At 70.5% G+C, this 19410-nt stretch carries 18 protein-coding genes; 7 read left to right on the top strand and 11 right to left on the bottom strand.

From position 1 onward, the window contains the following. The first annotated feature begins 133 nt into the window (after nucleotides 1-133). The gene (locus ABZX96_RS17040; RefSeq protein ID WP_355544774.1) at nucleotides 134-304 is read left to right on the top strand and encodes a hypothetical protein; all 171 of its coding nucleotides are present in this window, start codon (nucleotides 134-136) and stop codon (nucleotides 302-304) included. Beyond that, on the top strand, nucleotides 301-1320 hold the full coding sequence (locus ABZX96_RS17035) for a hypothetical protein (protein WP_355544771.1): 1020 nt from the start codon (nucleotides 301-303) through the stop codon (nucleotides 1318-1320). The genes ABZX96_RS17040 and ABZX96_RS17035 overlap by 4 nt, the downstream gene beginning before the upstream one ends. 101 nt (nucleotides 1321-1421) lie before the next feature. On the opposite strand, the gene ABZX96_RS17030 is transcribed toward ABZX96_RS17035, so the two are convergent. Beyond that, nucleotides 1422-2147: a response regulator transcription factor gene (locus tag ABZX96_RS17030; RefSeq protein ID WP_355544768.1), complete on the bottom strand. Its 726-nt coding sequence runs from the start codon at nucleotides 2145-2147 to the stop codon at nucleotides 1422-1424. 95 nt (nucleotides 2148-2242) lie between these two features. Then, entirely contained in the window at nucleotides 2243-3508 is a 1266-nt protein-coding gene (locus ABZX96_RS17025) for a sensor histidine kinase (RefSeq protein ID WP_355544765.1), read from the bottom strand. An 86-nt stretch (nucleotides 3509-3594) separates the two neighbouring features. On the opposite strand from ABZX96_RS17025, the gene merB reads away from it, so the two are divergent. After that, a complete protein-coding gene (merB, locus tag ABZX96_RS17020; protein WP_355544762.1) occupies nucleotides 3595-4302 on the top strand; it encodes an organomercurial lyase in 708 nt (235 codons plus the stop codon). Between the two features lie 320 nt (nucleotides 4303-4622). Here the strand turns inward: merB and ABZX96_RS17015 are convergent, their stop codons facing one another. Both ABZX96_RS17015 and ABZX96_RS17010 read right to left on the bottom strand, forming a co-directional pair. Then, nucleotides 4623-7070, bottom strand: a complete 2448-nt coding sequence (locus ABZX96_RS17015) for an MMPL family transporter (protein ID WP_355544760.1) — start codon at nucleotides 7068-7070, stop codon at nucleotides 4623-4625. A 213-nt stretch (nucleotides 7071-7283) separates the two neighbouring features. Then, a complete protein-coding gene (locus ABZX96_RS17010; protein WP_355544757.1) occupies nucleotides 7284-8042 on the bottom strand; it encodes a CbiX/SirB N-terminal domain-containing protein in 759 nt (252 codons plus the stop codon). A 643-nt stretch (nucleotides 8043-8685) separates the two neighbouring features. Here ABZX96_RS17010 and nirB point away from each other — a divergent pair. Beyond that, nucleotides 8686-11760, top strand: a complete 3075-nt coding sequence (gene nirB, locus ABZX96_RS17005) for a nitrite reductase large subunit NirB (protein WP_355544754.1) — start codon at nucleotides 8686-8688, stop codon at nucleotides 11758-11760. Nucleotides 11761-11804: 44 nt separating this feature from the next. Here the strand turns inward: nirB and ABZX96_RS17000 are convergent, their stop codons facing one another. Beyond that, entirely contained in the window at nucleotides 11805-12731 is a 927-nt protein-coding gene (locus tag ABZX96_RS17000; RefSeq protein WP_355544752.1) for an NAD(P)-binding domain-containing protein, read from the bottom strand. A gap of 322 nt (nucleotides 12732-13053) precedes the next feature. After that, nucleotides 13054-13341, bottom strand: a complete 288-nt coding sequence (locus ABZX96_RS16995; protein ID WP_355544749.1) for a hypothetical protein — start codon at nucleotides 13339-13341, stop codon at nucleotides 13054-13056. Between the two features lie 210 nt (nucleotides 13342-13551). Here ABZX96_RS16995 and ABZX96_RS16990 point away from each other — a divergent pair, with 210 nt between their 5' ends. Together ABZX96_RS16990 and ABZX96_RS16985 are read left to right on the top strand one after the other, a co-directional pair. Beyond that, nucleotides 13552-14436 (top strand): protein kinase, encoded by an 885-nt coding sequence (locus ABZX96_RS16990; protein ID WP_355544746.1) that lies wholly within the window; start codon nucleotides 13552-13554, stop codon nucleotides 14434-14436. Continuing rightward, nucleotides 14430-15131: a GNAT family N-acetyltransferase gene (locus ABZX96_RS16985; protein ID WP_355544743.1), complete on the top strand. Its 702-nt coding sequence runs from the start codon at nucleotides 14430-14432 to the stop codon at nucleotides 15129-15131. The genes ABZX96_RS16990 and ABZX96_RS16985 overlap by 7 nt, the downstream gene beginning before the upstream one ends. A gap of 65 nt (nucleotides 15132-15196) precedes the next feature. Here ABZX96_RS16985 and ABZX96_RS16980 read toward each other — a convergent pair whose 3' ends face one another. From ABZX96_RS16980 to ABZX96_RS16960, 5 genes are all read right to left on the bottom strand, one after another. Then, nucleotides 15197-16366 carry a methyltransferase domain-containing protein gene (locus ABZX96_RS16980; protein WP_355544740.1) on the bottom strand — a complete coding sequence of 390 codons (1170 nt, stop codon included), beginning with the start codon at nucleotides 16364-16366 and terminating at the stop codon, nucleotides 15197-15199. Nucleotides 16367-16380: 14 nt separating this feature from the next. After that, nucleotides 16381-16884 carry an NUDIX domain-containing protein gene (locus ABZX96_RS16975; protein ID WP_355544737.1) on the bottom strand — a complete coding sequence of 168 codons (504 nt, stop codon included), beginning with the start codon at nucleotides 16882-16884 and terminating at the stop codon, nucleotides 16381-16383. Between the two features lie 215 nt (nucleotides 16885-17099). Continuing rightward, on the bottom strand, nucleotides 17100-17297 hold the full coding sequence (locus ABZX96_RS16970) for a DUF397 domain-containing protein (RefSeq protein ID WP_355544734.1): 198 nt from the start codon (nucleotides 17295-17297) through the stop codon (nucleotides 17100-17102). A 306-nt stretch (nucleotides 17298-17603) separates the two neighbouring features. Beyond that, nucleotides 17604-17804 (bottom strand): DUF397 domain-containing protein, encoded by a 201-nt coding sequence (locus ABZX96_RS16965; RefSeq protein WP_355544731.1) that lies wholly within the window; start codon nucleotides 17802-17804, stop codon nucleotides 17604-17606. After that, nucleotides 17805-18653 carry a helix-turn-helix transcriptional regulator gene (locus ABZX96_RS16960; protein ID WP_355544729.1) on the bottom strand — a complete coding sequence of 283 codons (849 nt, stop codon included), beginning with the start codon at nucleotides 18651-18653 and terminating at the stop codon, nucleotides 17805-17807. It lies immediately after the preceding gene. 246 nt (nucleotides 18654-18899) lie between these two features. Between ABZX96_RS16960 and ABZX96_RS16955 the strand changes: the two genes are divergently transcribed. Next, entirely contained in the window at nucleotides 18900-19349 is a 450-nt protein-coding gene (locus ABZX96_RS16955; RefSeq protein WP_355544726.1) for an ATP-binding protein, read from the top strand. The last annotated feature ends 61 nt before the right edge of the window (nucleotides 19350-19410 follow it).

Genomic DNA, 19410 nt, shown 5'->3' with positions numbered 1-19410 from the left:
GTGGCTGGTCATTCCGAAAGCGGCACCACCGCCGTCATATCAAGCACGAGTCCGGGCAGAACCAAACCCCCGGGCGAGTTACGGCCGTCTCGTCATTGAGAGCGAAGCACCGAAGGGCACCCGGGGGAGTGGGATGAACAGCAAGGCGCCAGCCGCCTACACGAACAACGCGAACGATACGAAAAACGCAACCGACACGAACGAAATCCTCGCCGACGTCAATGGCAAATGCAGCAGGTATCTCGTAGCACGGAACGACCACAACACCATCCGCGCAGTAGCAAACAAGGCACTGGACCGATGAAGCCCACCGCGCCCGAGAAACCCCGCACGTCGCGGAAGCGCATCGCCTTGTGGGCCGCGCTGGCGCTGATCCTCGTAGGCGGAGGCACCACCGGTTACGTCCTCGCCACCCGTGACAGCGACCCCGGCTGCGAGCACTTGCTCAACAGTGAGCCCCTGCGGCAGGAGCTGGGCGCGCGAATGCGTCCGGGGATGAGCTGCGGCGAACTCGGCGCGGCCCTGCGCGGCGCGGCCACAGGGCCGACGCCGGGCCGGCACACCCTGGCCCAGGCACGGATCATGCGCGCGACCGTCACCGCGATCAGCGAGGACATCGCGCAGCGCAAGGACCCCGTCATCGCCCCGGCGCTCCGCGAGCCCGTCGCCACCGCGCTCGCGGACTACAGCGCGGACACGTTCGAGATACTCGCCGGCGTCAACGGCGACTACGACGACCATGACGCCCCGTGGCGCGACGGTGCCGTCGTGCGGACGCCGGTCAAGCGCGTCGATGTCGTCCGGACGATGCGCGCGGTGTCCGAGAACCCCTCGGCCTATGCCACGTTGCGCACGGCCCAGACCCGTCAGTGCGCGATCGGCCTCGCCGGTGTGCCCCTGCAGGCGACAGGGGCCGCTCTCCGCGTATCGGCTCGTGACTGCGGCGCTGGTCTCGGCTACTTGGACGGCATCGCGGATGACATCCCGCAGGCCACGTCGCACACCTGGCGAGCGGCCGTGATCTCCCACCTCACCACCGGCGGGACCACACCGCCCGCCTATCGCGAGGACCCGGTACGGCACCTGACCGCGACCTGGCAGCAGGACCTGAGCCGAAAGCAGCCGAAGGAGACCGGTTTCCTGAAACGCCAGCTCGCCGAGCTCGTCCGCACCTGGGTGGCCGGTAGAGGGACGCCACGCGACGAAAGCACCGTGGGCACGCTCCAGGACGCCGTGGCCAGGGACGCTTCCACGTCCGTCGGCGAAACCGCGGAGATCATGCAGTGCACGCGTCAGCCGGAAGAACATCCGTGTGCGTGACGACACCACCCGTGCATGCACCGGGTCCCGGCCGAGTCGGTGCGCATCGACTTGGCTGCGAACCTCATGCCCCCTGACCCGCGACCCGTAACAGGTCCCCCCTACTCCGACCGCCGCAACAACCCCCGTTCCAAGGCGACGACCACGGCGCGCGTGCGGTCGTTCACGTCGAGCTTGGCGAAGAGGCGGAGGAGGTGGGTCTTCACCGTGGCCTCCGCGATGTGGAGGCGGGCGCCGATTTCGGCGTTGGTGAGGCCGTCGGCGACCGCGTTGAGGACGTCGGACTCGCGTGCCGTCAGGGGGATGGGTGCGGGCTGCCGCATCCGGGCGACGAGCTTCGCGGCGACGCGTGGGGCGAGCACGGTCTCTCCGCGTGAGGCCGCGTGGATGGCGTCGGCCAGTTGCTCGCGGGTGGTGTCCTTGAGCAGGTAGCCGATGGCGCCCGCCTCGACCGCGCGTTCGATCTCGGCGTCGGTGTCGTACGTGGTGAGGATCAGGACCCGGGTTCGCGGGTGCCGGGCGACGATCTCCGTGGTGGTGGCGACGCCGTCGAGGACGGGCATCCGCAGGTCGAGGAGGGCGACGTCGGGTTCGTGGCGGGCGACCAGTTCGAGGGCGGCGCGTCCGTCGTCCGCCGAGCCGACGATCTCGATGGTGGGTTCGGAGGCGAGCAGGGCGACGACACCGGCCCGCATCACCGCGTGGTCGTCGACGACGATGACGCGGAGCTTCCGGGTGCCGGGCGCGCCTCCGCCGTGCGTTGCGGGAGTCGTTCCGCTGCCGCGCCCTTCGGGAGCCGTCCCGCCGTTCAGTCCTATGCCTGCCATGCCGCTTGTGCCCTCACTCCGCGTCGCCCCCGTCATGGTCGTTGCCCCGTCATGGTCGTCTCCCCATCCCCGTCTCTTCATCCTCGTCACTCCACTCACGACATCCCCGCCACCCCCACCGCAACCTCCCCCTCCTCAGGAATCATCGGCAACACCGCGAGAACGCGTGTGCCGTCCCCGACCGAGCTGGTGACGGTGAGCCGCCCGCCGAGTTCCGCGAGGCGCTTGCGCATTCCCACGAGGCCGAAGCCCTGGGATTCCTCGACCACGAAGCCGCGTCCGTCGTCGGTGATCTCCAGTTCCACCCCGAACGGCTGCCGCGTCAGGACGACGCCCACCGTGGAGGCCGCCGCGTGCTTGCGGACGTTGGACAGCGACTCCTGCGTGCAGCGCAGCAGGGCGATGCGGGCCGGCTGGTCGCAGTCGACGTCGTCCAGTTCGGCGGAGACCGCGAGCCCGGTGTCCTCGGCGAACCGGTCCAGGGTCCGGCGCAGCGTATCGGCCACCGAGCCCGCCGCGGCGTGGCTGTGCTGGGCGGAGCCGACCAGGACGCGGGCCTCGGCGAGGTTCTCGCGGGCGGTGTTCTCGATGGAGCGGAGTTGCTGGGCGCTGTGGTCGGGGGCGGTCGGCAGCCCGGCGCGGGCGGCCTCGGCGAGCACGATGATCGACGCGAACCCCTGGGCGAGGGTGTCGTGGATCTCCCGCGCCATGCGTTCCCGCTCCTCCGCCGCGCCCTGGCGCTGGTGCGCCTCGGAGAGCTGAAGTTGCGCCCGTTCCAACTCGCCGATCAGCCGGGCCCGCTCGTGGCTCTGCTCGACCACCGCCCGTACCCACAGCCCCATCAGGACGCCCACCGCTGCCACGACGAGGGTGGAGACGAGCGTCGAGCTGAGGAACTCCGCGCTCCAGCCCTCCTGCAACCATCTCCCCGTCAGCGTCGTGCCGGTGACGAGCCCGATGAAGACCGTCGACGCGCGCACCGTCCGGGCGAACAGCCAGAAGTGCGGCAGCGTCACGATGAACAGCGCCGCGTAGCCGCTGCGCAGGTACGCCATCCCGCCCAGCCCGAGGACGAGCACCCACAGGTAGGTGTGCGGGCGGACCACGCGGTTGTGCGGGCGGCGGTCGACGACGGCGTAGCTGAGGATGACGCAGCCGAGGAGGGCCAGGGCCGCGTACCGGTCGGGGCCGGGGCCGCCCGTCGTGGCCAGACCGAGGGCCATGGCGCCGAACAGGACCCAGCACACCGTGTTCCACCGGCGGAGGGTGGCGACCCAGAAGGGGTCGGTGGGGGCGGGCGGGCCGAGGGCCGCGGCGCTGAAGGGGTTCGTAGGGCTGCCGGCCCGCGACCAGGGAATCATGCGCATAAATGTACGAGCCTCCGATGTACGAGCTCCCGCCGTACGAGCCTCCGTCGGCGAAGGAGTCACGGAAAGGAGTCACGGGAATGACCGAGAACCTCCCCACGGCACCGACATCCCCGCACGGGACGGAGCGGGTCCGCCTGGCCGTCTACGACGGCTTCGCGCGCACCGGCCGTGCTCCGAGCGTGCCGGAACTCGCCGCACTGACCGGACTGGCCCCCGAACAGGTACGTCGGGAACTGGGCGCCCTTCACGCAAGCCATGATCTGGTCCTGGACCCACAGGATCGCGATCAGGTCCTGATGGCCCACCCCTTCGCCTCCGTGCCACTCGGCTTCTCCGTCATGGGGGCGCGCACCCTGTGGTGGGGCGGCTGCGCCTGGGACTCGTTCGCCATTCCCCACCTGCTCAAGGACGAGCCCGAGGTCCTGGTCGCCACCCGCTGCCCGGCCTGCGACACCCCACACGCCTGGGTCGTCGGCCGCAACGCGCCTCCGCCGGGCAGCCAGGTCGCGCATTTCCTCACCCCCATGCACCGGGCCTGGGACGACGTCGTGCACACCTGCCGCAATCAGCGCCTGTTCTGCTCCGCTGACTGCGTCGACACCTGGTTGCGGGACACGGACCAAGTGCACGGTTGCACCATGGATCTGGGCACCCTGTGGCGCCTCGCCGCAGACTGGTACACCGGCCGCCTCGATCCCGGCTATACCCGCCGCGACCCCGCCGCCGCGCGCGATTACTTCGCCAAGGTCGGTCTGCACGGGGCCTTCTGGGGGCTGCCCGACTGAGATCCGGCTTTCTCCTGCCGTTCCCTGAGATGGGGGCGACGAGCCGGGCGGCCTATCTGATACCGAGGCGAGGAGCCGCGCATCCCTTCGTCGCCGCGGTCCGCCCCGGTCCGGCGCTGATCGGTCCGAGGCGGACCGGGGCGGTACGGCGGCAGGGCAGGGGCGCAGGGGCGGCGTATGGCGTCCGCGGGCACTGGATCGGGCGGCCCCGGCAGCGGCCCCGGCAGCGGCCTCGCGCGCCCACGGATCCGGACCTGGGCCCGATTCCGGACCTGGGCCCGGACCCAGACCCGAACCGAAGGCCGGGCCCGTCGCGTCCTTCAGCGCGTCTGAGCGTGCCCGTGTTCGTTCCCGTGCTCGGGCTCGCGCTCGTGTCCGTTCTCACGCTCATGCTCGTGCCCGTATTCGTAACCAGCACGAACGGTGGGAGCGGCGGGAACCGTGCGAACAGCGGGCGCGGACACCGGCCGACCCCACCGTGCCGCCCCCCGCGAGGGCCACCAGCTCGCCTCTCCCAGCAGCAGCATCACCGACGGCAGCACCATGATCCGGATGACGAAGGCGTCCAGCAGCACGGCCGCCGCCAGGACGAAACCGATCTGCTTCATTTCGATGAGGTGGAGGAAGACGAACGCGGCGAAGACCGTCACCATGACCATCGCCGCACTGGTCACCACGCTCGCCGACTTGCCGATGCCGTCGAGCACCGCCTGCCGGGTGGGCACGCCGCGCAGCACCGCCTCCCTGATCCGGCTCACGACGAACACCTGGTAGTCCATCGACAGCCCGAACAGGATGACGAACAGGAACAGCGGCACCCTCGACCCGATCGACCCGGTCGACTCGAACCCGAGCAGCCCCTCCGCCCACTCACCCTGGAACACCACGACCAGCAGCCCCAACGACGCCGCCGCGGACAGCAGATTGAGCACCACCCCGACCAGCCCGAGCACCACCGACCGGAACGCGAACACCGTCATGACGAAGGTGACCAGCAGCAACGCGCCGATGACCAGCGGGAGCTTGCCGCTCTGGTGCGCGGGATAGTCCGCGTACCGGGCCACGTCCCCGGTGACCCCGCTCTCCGCTCCCGGCACCGCGCCGACCGTCGCGGGGACGTAGGTCTCCCGCAGGTGGGCCAGCGACTGGCGGGCCGCGTCGGAGTTGCCGAGGTGCGGCACGGACAGTTCCAGCACGGAGACGCGGTGGTCGGCGGAGGTGCGCAGCCTGGGCCGCCCGGTGAACAGCGGGTCGGCCTGCGCGCGGCGGCCGAGGTCGGTGAGCGCCCGCCGCACGTCGGGCGCCCGGTCCGCCGTCGCGCGGACGACGACCTGGTGCGTCACGCGCAGGTCAGGGAACGCCGCGTTCAGCCGGTCGTAGGTCCGCATGGCCGGGACGGCGCGGGAGTGGGTGTCCCGGCTCATCTCCGTCAGCTTCAGCCCGGCGAGCGGGGCGGCCAGGCCGAGCAGGACGAGTACGGAGACGCCGAGCGTCAGCGCGGGCCGCCGGCTCGCGGGGCGCATCAGGGCGGCGCCGATCCGGCCGTTCCCGGTCTTCCGCTGCCATCGGGGCGTACGAGGGGGACGAGGGGAGGCATCAAGCGAACGCGAGGCACGGCGCTCCGCCCGGCGTTCCGCTCGTTGCCCGATCTTGACGAGCAGCGCGGGCAGCACCGTCAGCGAACTGGCCACGGCGACCAGGACGACGACGATGGTGCCGGTGGCCAGGGACGAGAAGATGACGTCCGAGGCCAGGTACAGCGTCGCCGTGGAGGCGACCACCGCCAGCCCGGAGACCACCACCGCCCGGCCCGAGGTCGCCGCGGCCAGTTCGACCAGGGCCTCGGGACTCAGCCGGCCGCCAGCGCGGGCGCGTTCCTCCCGTTCGCGCTTGAGGTAGAAGAGCGTGTAGTCGACGCCGACGGCGAGGCCGATCAGCAGGATCACGTTGTTGCCGACCCCGGCGTCGGGGGAGAGGTGCGAGGCGAGCATCGAGAGCCCCATGGCCGCCGCGATCGAGGAGAGCGCCAGCACCAGCGGCACCAGGGCCATGACCACCGAGCCGAAGACGAGCAGCAGCGTGATCAGGGTGACGGGCAGCGTGATCGCCTCCGAGAGCGCCAGGTCACTGCCGCGCTGCGCGTCCACCCCCTGCCCCACGGAGGGGCTGCCGGTCTCCTCCACCAGCAGGTCCGGGTGGTTCCGCTGCACCTCGGCCGTCTGCGCGCGCAACAGGCCGACGTCCTTCTTCGCCGCCAGCTCCGAGCCGGTCATGGTCACTTCGACCATGAGGACCCGGCCGTTCGAGGAGAGGCGGGGTGCGGCGACGGACGCGACCTGGGGGAGCTTCGCCATCCTGGTGGTCAGCTCCCGCGCGGCGGATCGGGCGGCCGTCTCGTCGAGAGCCGCTCCGGCCCGGGAGCCGGAGTCGGCCCCGGCTCCGTCCCCGGCTCCGTTCCCGTTCCCGTTCCCGGCTCCGTCCCCGTCACCGTTCCCGGCTTCGTCCCCGGCCTCCGCCTTCGCCGAAATCAGCACCTGCTCGGTGGGCCTGCGCTGCAACTGCCCCTCGGCCGCCATCGCCTCGGCCCGTCCCGCCTCACCGACCCGGTAGTCCTCGGTGGTCGCGTTGTGCGTGCCGACGGCGATGCCGGACCCCAGACACAGCACGACGAACACCAGCCAGCCCGCTATCGCCCGCCATGGATGCGAGGCGCTCCAGCGAGCAGCCCGCACAGCTACAGGGGGGCGTCCGTTCAACCGTTCATTCATACGGCAACTGTTGCTGTTGGGGCGGTGCCGCCGACAGCGTCGTCCGGTTGGATTTGAGGTCCGCCGGGTGGTGGAGGGGAGAGGTGGGGATAACCCGAGGCCGGGGTGGGGGTGGCCTCAGGGTGGGGCCCCGGTTCGCCCGGAGGGGATGGGCGCGGCACGGGCATGGGCACGGGCGCGGACGGATCGACAGCAGAGCGGTAGCCGGTCGGACTATTCGCCCGACGCAGTGAGAAAGACGCTGCGGGCCGCCACGTACCGCTCCCCGACCAGTCGGGCCACCACGGGGTGATCCGCCAGCGGCGCGCTCGCCGCCCAGGCGCCCAGGTCGCGCAGGGCGCAGGTGAAACGGCCGGGGGCGAGGAGGTACGTGGCCACGGCGACACGTCGGTGTCCTTGGGCGCGCAGGCACTGGTACGCCTCGGTGACGGACGGCCCGGTCGCCGAGCAGTACCCGGTTACCACCGGCACCGGGCCGCGCTCCTCGCCGAGCAGCACCCGAAGGCGGTCGGCCGTGCGGACGGCACCGGCGTTGCCACCGGGGCGGCCGGAGCCGGCGGCGGCGAGCAGGACGGCATCGGCCAGGCCGCCCGCGCGGCGTTCGGCCTGCCGCAGCCGCTCGTAGAGGGCGGTGGCGAGGGCGGGCTCGTCACTCAGTCCGTCGGTGAGGACGCACGCCAGCCCTTCGGAGCGGGCGGTGTCCACGACAGCGGGAAGGTCCACGGTCCGGTGATAGCCGTCGCCGAGCAGCAACGGGACCACCACCGCGCTCGCCCCTCCGGCACGCCGCACGCGAGACAGGACCTGACCCACATCGGGAGACCGGACGTCGAGGTGCCCGATGAGCGGGGTTACGCCGTACCACTGTGTCACCTTGAGGGCGAGCAGCTCGATGGGGCGCACGGCCTGGGGCAACGCGCTGCCGTGGACGGCGAGGACGAGCGCGGGGGCGCCGGGGTGGGGGGAGAGCATGGTGCGGGGCCTTTCTGCGTGCGGTGATGACGTCTGCGCCATCGGACGGGACGCCGGTGCCGGTTCGCGCGTCGGCGCGTACGCGGGTACGTCGGTGCGGGCCATGGAGGGGGGCGGCCCGCGTGCCGGTGGCGCCGCATGAGGAGACCCGGGACGGTCCGTGCCGGAACCGCCAGGTGGTCACGTCATAACGGCCACGCGGCCACGAAATAACGGCCAGGCGGTACGTCATAACGGCCATTCGGCCACGTCATAACGGCCGTTCGGAAGCCACCGCGTCGGAACCGTCGTGCACGCCGGAGCCGTCCGCTACCCCAATGGGGCGCCCCTCACCCGCCCCGGCATCCGTGCCACCTGGTCACCGGCATCCGCGCCACCTGCTCACCGGCATCCGCGCCACCTGGGCACCCCACGGCGCACGGCGCCCACGGCACCCGATGGAGCGAGTCGACGGTACGGCTGTGCTCCGGGCGCAGGAAGGGACCATCGGCCCGTAACGAGGGACCGTTTTCGCAAATCGCGGCCGAGAGCGCGGTCTAGGGTCCGAAGTGTGCCAGTTCGGCCGGTGACGTTGCCCGGGCAGTGCGGGGCAACGGCGGAAGGCCGTACCGGCCGCACAGGCTCGTAACGAGAGGTCCCCGCCATGACGCACACACTCGTCCTCGTAGGCCACGGCATGGTCGGCCAGCGACTGCTGGAAGAACTGGCGGAGCGCCACGCACTGGCGGGTCCGGACGGGGCGGGCGGGACCGGAGACCCGGGCGGGACCAAAGACCCGAGCGGCCCCAGAGACCCGGACAGCCCCGCATCCCCGAACGCCCCCGGAAGCGCGGACGGCCCCGCAGCCCCGGACACCCCCCGCTGGCAGGTAACCGTCCTCGCAGAAGAGAACCGGCCCGCCTACGACCGGGTGCACCTCTCCTCCGTCTTCGCCGGCACCCCCGCCGACGAACTCGCCCTCACCGACGACGACTTCTTCACCCGCCACGGCATCGACCTCCGACTGGGCGACCCGGCCGTCTCCGTGGACACCACCGCCCGCAAGGTGACCACCCGCAGCGGGCGCGACGTGCCGTACGACGCCCTGGTCCTCGCCACCGGCTCCGTCCCCTTCGTCCCGCCCGTCGCGCACACCGACGCCCCCGGCGTCTTCACCTACCGCACCCTCGACGACGTCGCCGCCATCAGGGCCTACGCCGAGAACGGAGCGGGGCCCACCCCCGCCGACGCCCCGGCGCGAACCGGCGTAGTCGTCGGCGGCGGCCTGCTCGGTCTGGAGGCGGCGGGGGCGCTGCGCACCCTCGGGCTGCGGACGCACGTCGTGGAGTTCGCCGACCGGCTGATGCCGCTCCAGATCGACGACGACGGCGGGGACGCCCTGCGCCGGACCGTGGAGTCCCTGGGCGTCACCGTCCACACCGGCACCGCCGCCCGCGAGATCGAGACGGACGCCGACGGCGTCACGCGTGGCCTGCTGCTGTCCAACGGGGAGCGCGTCGCGGCGGACCTGGTCGTCTTCTCCGCCGGTGTGCGCCCGCGCGACGAGCTGGCGCGGCGCGCGGGCCTGGCGGTGGACGAGCACGGCGGCGTCGTCGTGGACGAACGGTGCCGCACTTCCGATCCGTACGTCTACGCCGTCGGCGAGTGCGCCCGGACGGTCGACGGGCGGACCTACGGGCTGGTCGCCCCCGGTTACCGGATGGCCGGGACGGTGGCCGACCACCTCGCGGGCACGGGCACCGCCCGGTTCACGGGCGCCGACACCTCCACCAAGCTCAAGCTGATGGGCGCGGACGTCGCCTCCTTCGGCGACCCCTTCGCGGCGGAGCACGCGCAGAAAGCGGAGAGCGCCGAGAGCGCGGAGGACAAGAACGGGAAGGCCGCCCAGGACAGCCAGAACGGGCAGGACAGCCAGAACGGGCAGGACAGCCAGAACGGGCAGGACAGCCAGAACAGGAAAGACGCCCCGATCACCGCCGTAGTCTTCTCCGACACCCGCGAAGGCGTATACAAAAAGCTCGTCCTCGGCTCCGACGGCCGCCTGCTCGGCGGCATCCTGGTCGGCGACGCGGAGGCGTACGGCGCGCTCCAGCCGTACGCGGGAGCCGACCGCCCGCTGCCCGCGCCCCCGGCGACGTTCCTGCTCCCCGCGGATGCGGGCGGGGCGGCGCCGGGCGCGGACGCGCTGCCCGACGAGGCGGTGCTGTGCTCCTGCCACAACGTCACCAAGGGCGCCGTCCGCGAGGCCGTCGCCGCGCACGGGCTGACCGACCTCGCGGGCGTCAAGCGCCACACGAAGGCCGGGACGGGATGCGGGGGCTGCCTGCCCACGTTGCGCAAGGTCCTGGACGCGGAACTGGCGGCCCGGGGCGCCGGCCGCCCCCGCGGCCTGTGCGAACACTTCGCCCTCACCCGTTCGGAGATCTACGAGAAGATCCGCACCGAACGCATCCGCTCCTTCGGCGCACTGCTGGAGAAGTACGGCACCGGCGGCGGCTGCGAGATCTGCAAACCCGTCGTCGCCAACTGCCTGGCGGCCCTCGGTCCGGAACTGGGCCTGTCCCACATCCTGGACGGCGAACAGGCCACCCTCCAGGACTCCAACGACCTCTACCTCGCCAACCTGCAAAAAGACGGCACGTACTCCGTCGTCCCCCGCATCCCGGGCGGCGAGCTGACCCCGGACCAGCTCATCACCATCGGCGAGGTCGCCCGGGACTTCGGCCTCTACACGAAGATCACCGGCGGCCAGCGGATCGACCTGTTCGGCGCCCGCAGCGACCAGCTCCCCGCGATCTGGCGGCGCCTGGTGGACGCCGGGTTCGAGTCGGGGCACGCGTACGGGAAGTCCCTGCGGACGGTGAAGTCGTGCGTGGGCAGCCGCTGGTGCCGGTTCGGGCAGGGGGACTCCGTGCAGCTCGCCATCGACATGGAGCTGAGGTACCGGGGCCTGCGCGCCCCGCACAAGATCAAGGGCGGCGTCTCCGGCTGCCTGCGCGAATGCGCCGAGGCCCGCGGCAAGGACATCGGCGTCGTCGCCACCGCCCACGGCTGGAACCTCTACGTCTGCGGCAACGGCGGCGCCACCCCCCGCCACGCCGAACTGCTGGCCGCCGACCTGACCACCGAGGAACTGTTCCGCCTCGTCGACCGCTTCCTCATGTACTACCTGCGCACCGCCGAGCGCCTGGAACGCACCTCGGCGTGGCGGGAACGGATCGACGGCGGCCTGGACCACCTCAAGCACGTACTGGTCGAGGACGGCCTCGGCCTGTGCGCCGAGTTGGAGGCGCAGATGGCGCGGCACGTCGCCGCCTACCGGGACGAGTGGCGCGCCGTCCTGGACGACCCGGAGAAGCTGGCCCGGTTCGAGACGTTCCTGCCCGCGCCCGACGACGGCGTGTCCTTCCGCGACGCGCTGGAACCGGGCCGGGGACGCGCCGCCGAACTCCCCGACGGCAGCCGGGCCGCCCTGTTCAAGGACCCGGCCACCGGCGAGGTGTACGCGGTCGGCAATCGCGACCCGTTCTCGGGCGCGGACGTCATGGCCAACGGCATCATGGGCACGCGCGACGGCCGCCCCGTCGTCATCTCCCCCATGCACAAGCAGGCCTTCGACCTGCGCACCGGCGTGTGCCTGGACGCCCCGGACGACCCCACGGCAGCACTGCCCGTGGTCGCTCTGGACGGCCTGTCGGCACCCGCCCCCCAGCGCTGACCGGGGGAGGCGCCAACCCGGCCATCCAAGGCCCACCGGTCGGATCACACGGCGGGCTTCTTCAGAATCTCGACCAACCTCGTGGCGCTGTCGTCGGCATGGCCGGCGGCGGCGCCCCGCCGGAAGACCTCCAGGAGCGCCGCCGGCAACGTGGTGTCGACACCGGCGTCCTTCGCCGTCTGGACGACGTGGTCGACACTCGCCACCCCCATGGCGAGTTTTTCGATATCGCCCGCGAAGTCGCCCGCGTCGATCCGCTGCGTGTAGAACCCCATGAAGTCCGGCATACCAGCCAGCACGGACGACGCCGAGGGCAGCAGTTCCCCGGCCGAGACACCATGGGCGTCCGCCAGCGCGAGGGCCTGCAACCAGCCGAGCACGGTGGTCCAGAAGATGCCCACCGTCGCCTGGTAGTACAGGGCCGCCAGCCCCGGGTCCGCACCGCGATAGTTCGTCTCGGTGAGCACCTCCAATGCCTCCCGGTGCGCCTCGAACACCTCCTCGGGCCCGCTGTAGAACGTGGACGCCCCCGGCTGCCCGATCTGCGGAGGCGAAGCCTGCACACCCCCGGTGAGGAACCGCGCGCCATGCCGTGCGGCCCACCGCGCGGCCTCCCGGGCCCTCTCCGGCGTGTCCGAACCGAGGTTGACGAGGACCCGCCCGGCCAGCGCCCCGGCGGCCGGTTCGAGGATCGCGTACATCGCGTCGTAGTCCGTCAGGCTGAGAACGACCAACTCGCCCGCGGCGAGCGCGTCCTGCACCGTGGCGGCCCGCTCGGCCCCGGCGGCCACCAACTCGTCCGCCTTGCTCGCGGTCCGGTTCCACACGGTGACCCGGTAGCCCTTATCGAGGAACGCGTTCGCCATCGCCCGCCCCATCGGACCGAGACCGATGACCGTCACTTCCCGCTTGCTCATCATGGACACCTCGCTAGATCGAACGTTCCACTCAGGGTGAGGGGAACCTAGCACAGGACTAGTACGAACGTTCTATTCAGCGAGTGTGGAAGGGGCAGGCGTCAGGAGCCAGACGAGGACGGGGACGCGCCCGACGCGCCCGGCGAGCCCGCACGGGACGCTGAAGTCACGGGCGCGGCCCTCCAGCGCCGGACCCGCGCACGCCTGCCCCGGCGCCTCAGCGCAGGAAGTTGTTCTGCCACTCCAGTCTCGGTGGTGCCTCGCAGATGATCGAAGAACACCGCCCGCCCCGTCACCGTCAGTCGTGGTGCGATGCCGACCGGCCCGTACCGGGGTACCGTCAACCATCCGGCAAGAGCCGGCGGAACGGTCCCGGTCAGCGCCCAGGCGAGCAGGTGCGCGGTCTGACGGGGGTGTACCCATCCGGCCAGCGGATGCGGCCCGCCACGTCCTCGCCGAGCCTGGCCGCCAGGAACCGGTCCGCATCCATCGCGGCGCTCAGCCCCTCCACCAGTCCGGCATCCGCGCTCAGCGCGGGCAACCGTCGGCGCAAGTCCAGCAGCGTCCCGGCCCGCACGTTCGCCACTGGCCGTCGGCCCGACTCCCAGCCCTGCACTGTCTCGATGTCCACGTCCAAGTGCCGGTCGGGGTCATGATTCGGCAAGTTCTGTGCGGGAGAAGAAGAAATCACCGCGGCCGGTGCCCGGATCCCGGCCGCTCCCGTCTCGTTCCTCCCCGTGCGGGCCGCCGTCCGGCGCCGCGACCCGCGCTTTCTGCACGCGACCCCCCACCTGGCCGCCGCGCTCGCCACGGCCCAGGACGACGGCCGCGACGTGTTCGCGCACCTTCCCCCGCAATGGACGGAGATCCGTACATGGGCCCGACGCCTTCTCCCCCCGACGAAGCCATCGACCTCCTCACCGGGCACATCGGCAAGCCCACCGCCACACGCCTCCTGAGCGACCGGCGCGGCTCGCGAGCCTGGAAGATCCAAGGCCCCCGGGGCGCGGTCGCCTTGAAGGCCAACAGCCCCGACAGCGTCGACGCCCGGGACAAGGCCGCCGAAATGGCCCAGGAGGACGACCACCTCCTCCGCCTCACCAAGGCCGGGGCCCTCAGCCCCGGCTATCGGGTCGATGCCGGGGCGTGGCCGGGCGGCCGGTGGCTCGCCGTCCGCTGGATCGACGGCACGCCGCTGTGGAAGGCACTGGCCCCCACCCGAGAATCCGAAGGGGACCGCGCTTCGGCCCGCCCCCGGCTCCTGCGAATCGCCCGCACCTGGGCCGAACACCTTGCCCGGCTGCACGCCGTCGGCTGGGCCCACGCTGACGTGCAGCCCACCAACACCCTCGTGACCCGGGACGTCCACGCGGCGGTCATCGACTACGCCCTCGCCTGCGGCCCGCCGACCGGCCCCCGCCTCCCCTACCGGGGCGCACTCACCCACACCACCGCCCCCGAAATCGCCGCCGCGATCCTCGCCACCCCCGCCGACGCCCACATCCAGGCCACGCCTGCCGCCGACCTCTGGAGCCTGGGCGCCTCCCTGTTCTGGTGCTGGACCGGCCACCGCCCCGTCACCTATGACGACGACCTTCCCCGGCTGGAGAAGCTGCGCACCATCGCCAAGGGCAGCACGACAGCCATCAGCAAGGTCCGGCCGTGGCCCTTTTCCGCCTTCGAAGAAGCCCTCACCGCCTGCCTGTCCGCAGACCCCGCCCACCGGCCCACCGCTCAGGAACTGGCCGCCGCATGGTGATCCTTCGCGACCTGGTCCCCGAGGACGCCCCGGCCCTCCAGCGCGTCTATCGCGGCGCCTCGGTCCGCTACACCACCGGCAGGGCCCTCACACTCGGCGAGGCACACGACAGGATCCGTGCGGCCCTCGCAGGAGCGACCGAAAGGCCCCGACGGCAGTGGACCTGGGCAATTGTCATCGACGGCGAGCTGATCGGCCGGATCGCCCTGCGCCGACGAACCCCGGTCATGGGCAGCCTCAGTTACATCCTCCGCGAGGACACCTGGGGCCACGGCCACGCCACCGAAGCCGCCCGCCGCGTCGCCCGGTTCGCCTTCACCGCCACCGTCACCGGTCAGATGGTCAAGCTCACCGAGTACGACGCATACCTGTGGGCCGGTGATACCCAGCAGGGCCGGGTTTCCCGCGCTGTCAAGGCCATCTTGGGCCCCTGGTGCAAACGGACGGTCTGCCCACTGCCGAGAGCAGGGCCCCGGCTGCACTGCCTCCGGGCAGCGGCCGGGGCCGTGTGCTGCGTGGACTGGCGTCCTGGCTGGGCGTACCTCCTTCTCGCTCTTCCGCCCTGCCCGCTGCTGCTCACGCCCGCCTCTCTTCGGTTCTCCGCGCTGCCGGGGCCCACCGCGTCCGGGTCGCGCAGTGGCTGCAAGCCTTCCACCGGCTGCGAGGCGGTGAAGCTGTGCGGCCCGGGACGTTGAGGTTCTTGTGCTTGAGCGGGGACAGTCGGGCGACATCGCGGGGAGGGGTCGGCGCTCGCGGCCGATCAGCCGAGACCGGCCGCGACCGGCCGGCCCGGCGAGTCGAGCCACACCGTCTCGCCCTCGCCCGTCACCGTCAGGCCGAACCGCGCCACCTCCGGCCAGCCGGAGACGCGCCACCACTCTGCGCCCTCGGCCAGCTCGGCAAACAGGTCGTGCGGGCCATGGCGCTTGACGCGGAACGACTCACCGTCAGGGCGAGGCCGGGCAGCCGCCCACGACGTGAGGTCCGTCGAGGACAGCCACCACGTCCCTTCCGGGTTGCGGGCGGCTCGCAGCGTCGGGTGCCGCGCCCAGAGCGCGAAGAGGCCGTTGCGGTTGTCCCCCAGGTTGCCGAGATCCCCCTCGACCGTCGCCGTCTCGGCAGCGTCCCAGGTCGACTCGCGGAGCCGCGCCACCGCGTCTCCTTGGGACACCTGCCCACGGAGCGGCATGAAGTCGACCAGCTCGACGAACCGCCCCGCAGCCGCCCCGGCTTCGTCCACCCGGAGCAGGACGAGACCGGAGGGGCCGGTCGTGGTCGCGTGGGGGGCGAGGATCGCGCCGCCGGGCACGGTCCCTTCGATCCATGCGTACGGAATCGCGCGCGTGCTGGCGGTGGCGATGACGCGATCGAACGGGGCGGCGCCGTGTACCTGCCGCGTCCCATCGCCGCACCGTACGTGCGGCCGATACCCGGCCGCGTAGAGCGACTGGCGCGCGTGGTGGACTATCCGCTCGTCGATCTCGACCGTGATGACGTTGGACGAGCCGACCCGCTCGCACAGCATCGCGGCGTTGTACCCGGAGCCGGTCCCGATCTCCAGCACGCCGTGCCCGCCGGGCACGTCGAGGTGGTGGAGCATCGGGCACACGATGTCAGGGGCGGAGATGGAGGAGCTGAATCGGCCGGCGGCCGGTCCGGCGGACGGGTCGAGGTGGTCGTCCATCTGCGTGATGAGGGGTCGGTGTGGGTCGTAAACGGCCTCCAACCACGCCCTCGGGTCCGCTGTGCGGTCCCGGACGGGAAAAGTGCCGTCAGGTCCCATGACGGGCCACCACACGCGGTCGGGCACGAACGCCTCGCGCGGCACGATCGCGAATGCGGTGCGCAGCCATCCGTGGAGGTGTCCGTCGGCGGTGAGTTGGTCGGCGCAGGCCTGTTTGAGTTCGTCCCTGTAGTGGGCGTCGGTCATCGCGATCAACCGCCTCAGGGGGCGGCGGCGGTGGCCGGGCGTCCGTTGTTGAGGTACTGGACGGTGCCGGTCCGCAAAGCCGTCAGGGCTGCGGTAAGGCGGCGTTGTTGGGAGCCGGTGGAGATTTCCGCCATATCCTCAGCGGTCACCCATCGGTGGTCCCGATAGTGGTCGACGTCGAGTCGGACGTACTGGTCAGGGTTGTTGTCATAGGGGCCGCAGTCGAAAATGATGAACACGGCCTCACGGAAACCACCGATGTCGGTGCAGGCGGAGGGGTGGTCGACCGTCAGGATTCCGTGCGGCGTTACGGTGATGCCGGTCGCGGCAAGAGCATGGCTCATGCACGCGGAGACCGCCAGTTCACCGGATTCCGCTGGCCCGCCGGGAAGCACCCAACCCTCTCCCTCTCGCTTGAGCACGAGGAAACGCCCGTCACTGGTGTGCATGAAGGCGTAACCATATAGATGTCGCTCGGGCGCTCGATTGATCGCCCATTCGCCAATGCTGCGCTTCAATGGTCCCACGCTGCCTCTTTCGGTGTCCCTCTCCCCAACTTTGACGGGGTGGGGGAGGGATATCGGGGAATGTGTAAGCGACGTTAGCCATTAGAGCCGTGAACCCCCAACAGGTTGGGGGATAAAGCGTGAGGTGGCGTTATGTCGAAGGGGGGGGCTATAAATCGGAAAACCCCCGCCCGTACGGATATGGGCGGGGGCTCTGGTGGTCTAATTTAGCCCTGTCGTTCGAACCCTGACGCCTTGATCCGGCTCATCAGTGCGGAGAGGTGACCCCGGCCGACCTTCAGTGTCGCGGCAGGATCGTCACTCTCGCGCATGAGAATCAGACCGTCACGTGCCGCGACTTCCACGCAGTTTCCGCCGCCCTGATCGGAGAATGACGACTTCTGCCAGTAGGTCGTCTTATTCACGCTTTCACGGCTCCTTTGTGTCCTTGTGGTTGAGGCCCTGTCGCTTGCTCACGGGGAAGCGCTTCATTTCCGATCTTATTCGGTGAATCAAAGTCTCTTCTCCGGGTGCGTCCAAGTGTGGGCCGCGTGCGTACGTCGGTCCACCTCCCTCCGCGTATTAGCCGAAAGCGGCCCACATGCCGAGTCCTGGTCTCGTCCGCTTCAGTGGTGACGGCCGCATGTTGCGCCCGCCGTAAAGTGGCATACGTCAAGCGCCCCCACCTGCGCAGATGGGGGCGCTTGACGTATGGGTGGCGATGGCGCAGATCAGATCAGGTGATCGAATTCTCCGGCCTTGACGCCCAGGACGAAGGCGCGCAGTTTCTGGACGCTCGTTGTGATGATTACCTCGGGATGGTCGCTCTCCCGCATCTTGATTGCACCGTCCACGGGAGCCACTTCAATGCAGTCCTGACCCTGGCCTGCCCCCGAGAACGAAGATTTCTGCCATGCGATTGCGTCGCTCATTCACATTTCCTGTTCGGTGCGTTGGATGAGTTTACTGGACTCCTCCGCGTCGAGAGAGATGGACGCGATGGAGTCAAACAGGGCTCGATACCTCACTAGGTGAGCCTCTGCGTCCAAGATTCCGCTACCGAACGCGTGGTCCCTCTGGACGGAATCAAGCGCGGGAAGGTCGGCGCCGGCATACAACGCCGACTCCGCAGATCCAGTGATCCGCGCGGAAAACGGAATGACTCGGATAGTGACTGTTGGCCACAGCGAAACTTCATTCAAAAACGCCAACTGTTCCCGCATCACGTCGGCGTCCGTGTACCTCAGTCGAAGTGCGGCCTCGTGGATGAACGCTTCGAATGGCGCGGGCTTCGGACGGTCAAAGATCCGCCGCCGCTGCATCCGGTGCTGAACCCGAGCGTCTATTTCCGAACCGGGCAAATCGTCAATGCCGCTGCTGATCAGTGATCGCGCGTAGGATTCGGTCTGGAAGATGCCTGGGATAACCATCAACTGAATGCTTCGAAGATAGCTGGCGTGATGTTCCAGTTCCGACAGGTCCAAAAACTCGGGTGCGAGGATGCCGCGGTATTCCTCCCACCAGCCTTTCCCGCGCTCATCAGCCATGGCGGCGAGGGCATCGATCAGGTGCCGGTCGGTCGCCGAGTAATGAGAGGCGAGGCGGCGAACTCGGTCTGCGCTAACGCCGAACCGTCCCGACTCGATGTGGCTGATCTGTGCGCGTTGTCCGCCCAGGAACGCGGCGGCTTCGGCGCCGGACATGCCGGCTCGTTCCCGCATCTTGCGTAGTTCTGCGCCCAACCGTCGTTGGCGAGCGGTTGGGTAGCTCCGTCCCGGCATGGCGCCTCTCCTTCGTCCTCGGTGAGCAGTTTGCCGCCGATCGCGGCACGAGACCAACCGCAAGGGTGAGCTGTTCGCCTCACCCTTGCGGTACTTGAGTGCCGCCCCCTATGGTCCTCCCCGTACCGCGCGGCACGTCGAAGGAATCCCGAAGTGCAGCCGTACGAAAGCGAGTTGACCGAACTCGCGTGCGGTCGAGCCACGGTGACGAGCAGCGCGAATCGAACCCGCGTTGGGAGATCAGCCATGCACCCCCCACCACTCGCACCCCTCCTGGTACCACCCGCGCACCGCCGCCCGTTCGAACTGCGTGCCCCCCGCGACACACTCGCCCCCAAGCTGATGCGTAACTGGATCTCCGTCCTGCTCAGCGTGACCGGTCACCAGAAGTACATCGACGACGCGCAGCTCATCGTGGCCGAGCTGGTGACCAACGTCGTGCGCCACACCCGCGCCCCCCGCGTGGACCTGGAGGTCGTGGTCGAACCGACCTTCGTCCGGGGCTCGGTGTGGGACAACTCCCCTCAGTGGCCGTGCGTGCGCAAGGCCGGGCCGGAGGAAGGGGGCGGGCGCGGGCTGTGCCTCGTCGCCGCGCTCGCCTCGGACTGGGGCGTCTTCCGGACGGGGCCCCGGGGGCCTCTTCGTAAAGGCGTCTGGTTCGTTCTCGATGACGGGTCGGGGATGTCCACGCAGTGATACGTGGTGACGAACCTACGTTGCGCCTGCCGTTAGTCGGCATAGGCCAAGCGCCCCCACC

Origin of the sequence: Streptomyces sp. NPDC003077 (assembly GCF_040611095.1) — a bacterium.
GTDB lineage: Bacteria > Actinomycetota > Actinomycetes > Streptomycetales > Streptomycetaceae > Streptomyces.
This window is presented reverse-complemented; position numbering and strand designations above follow the sequence as displayed.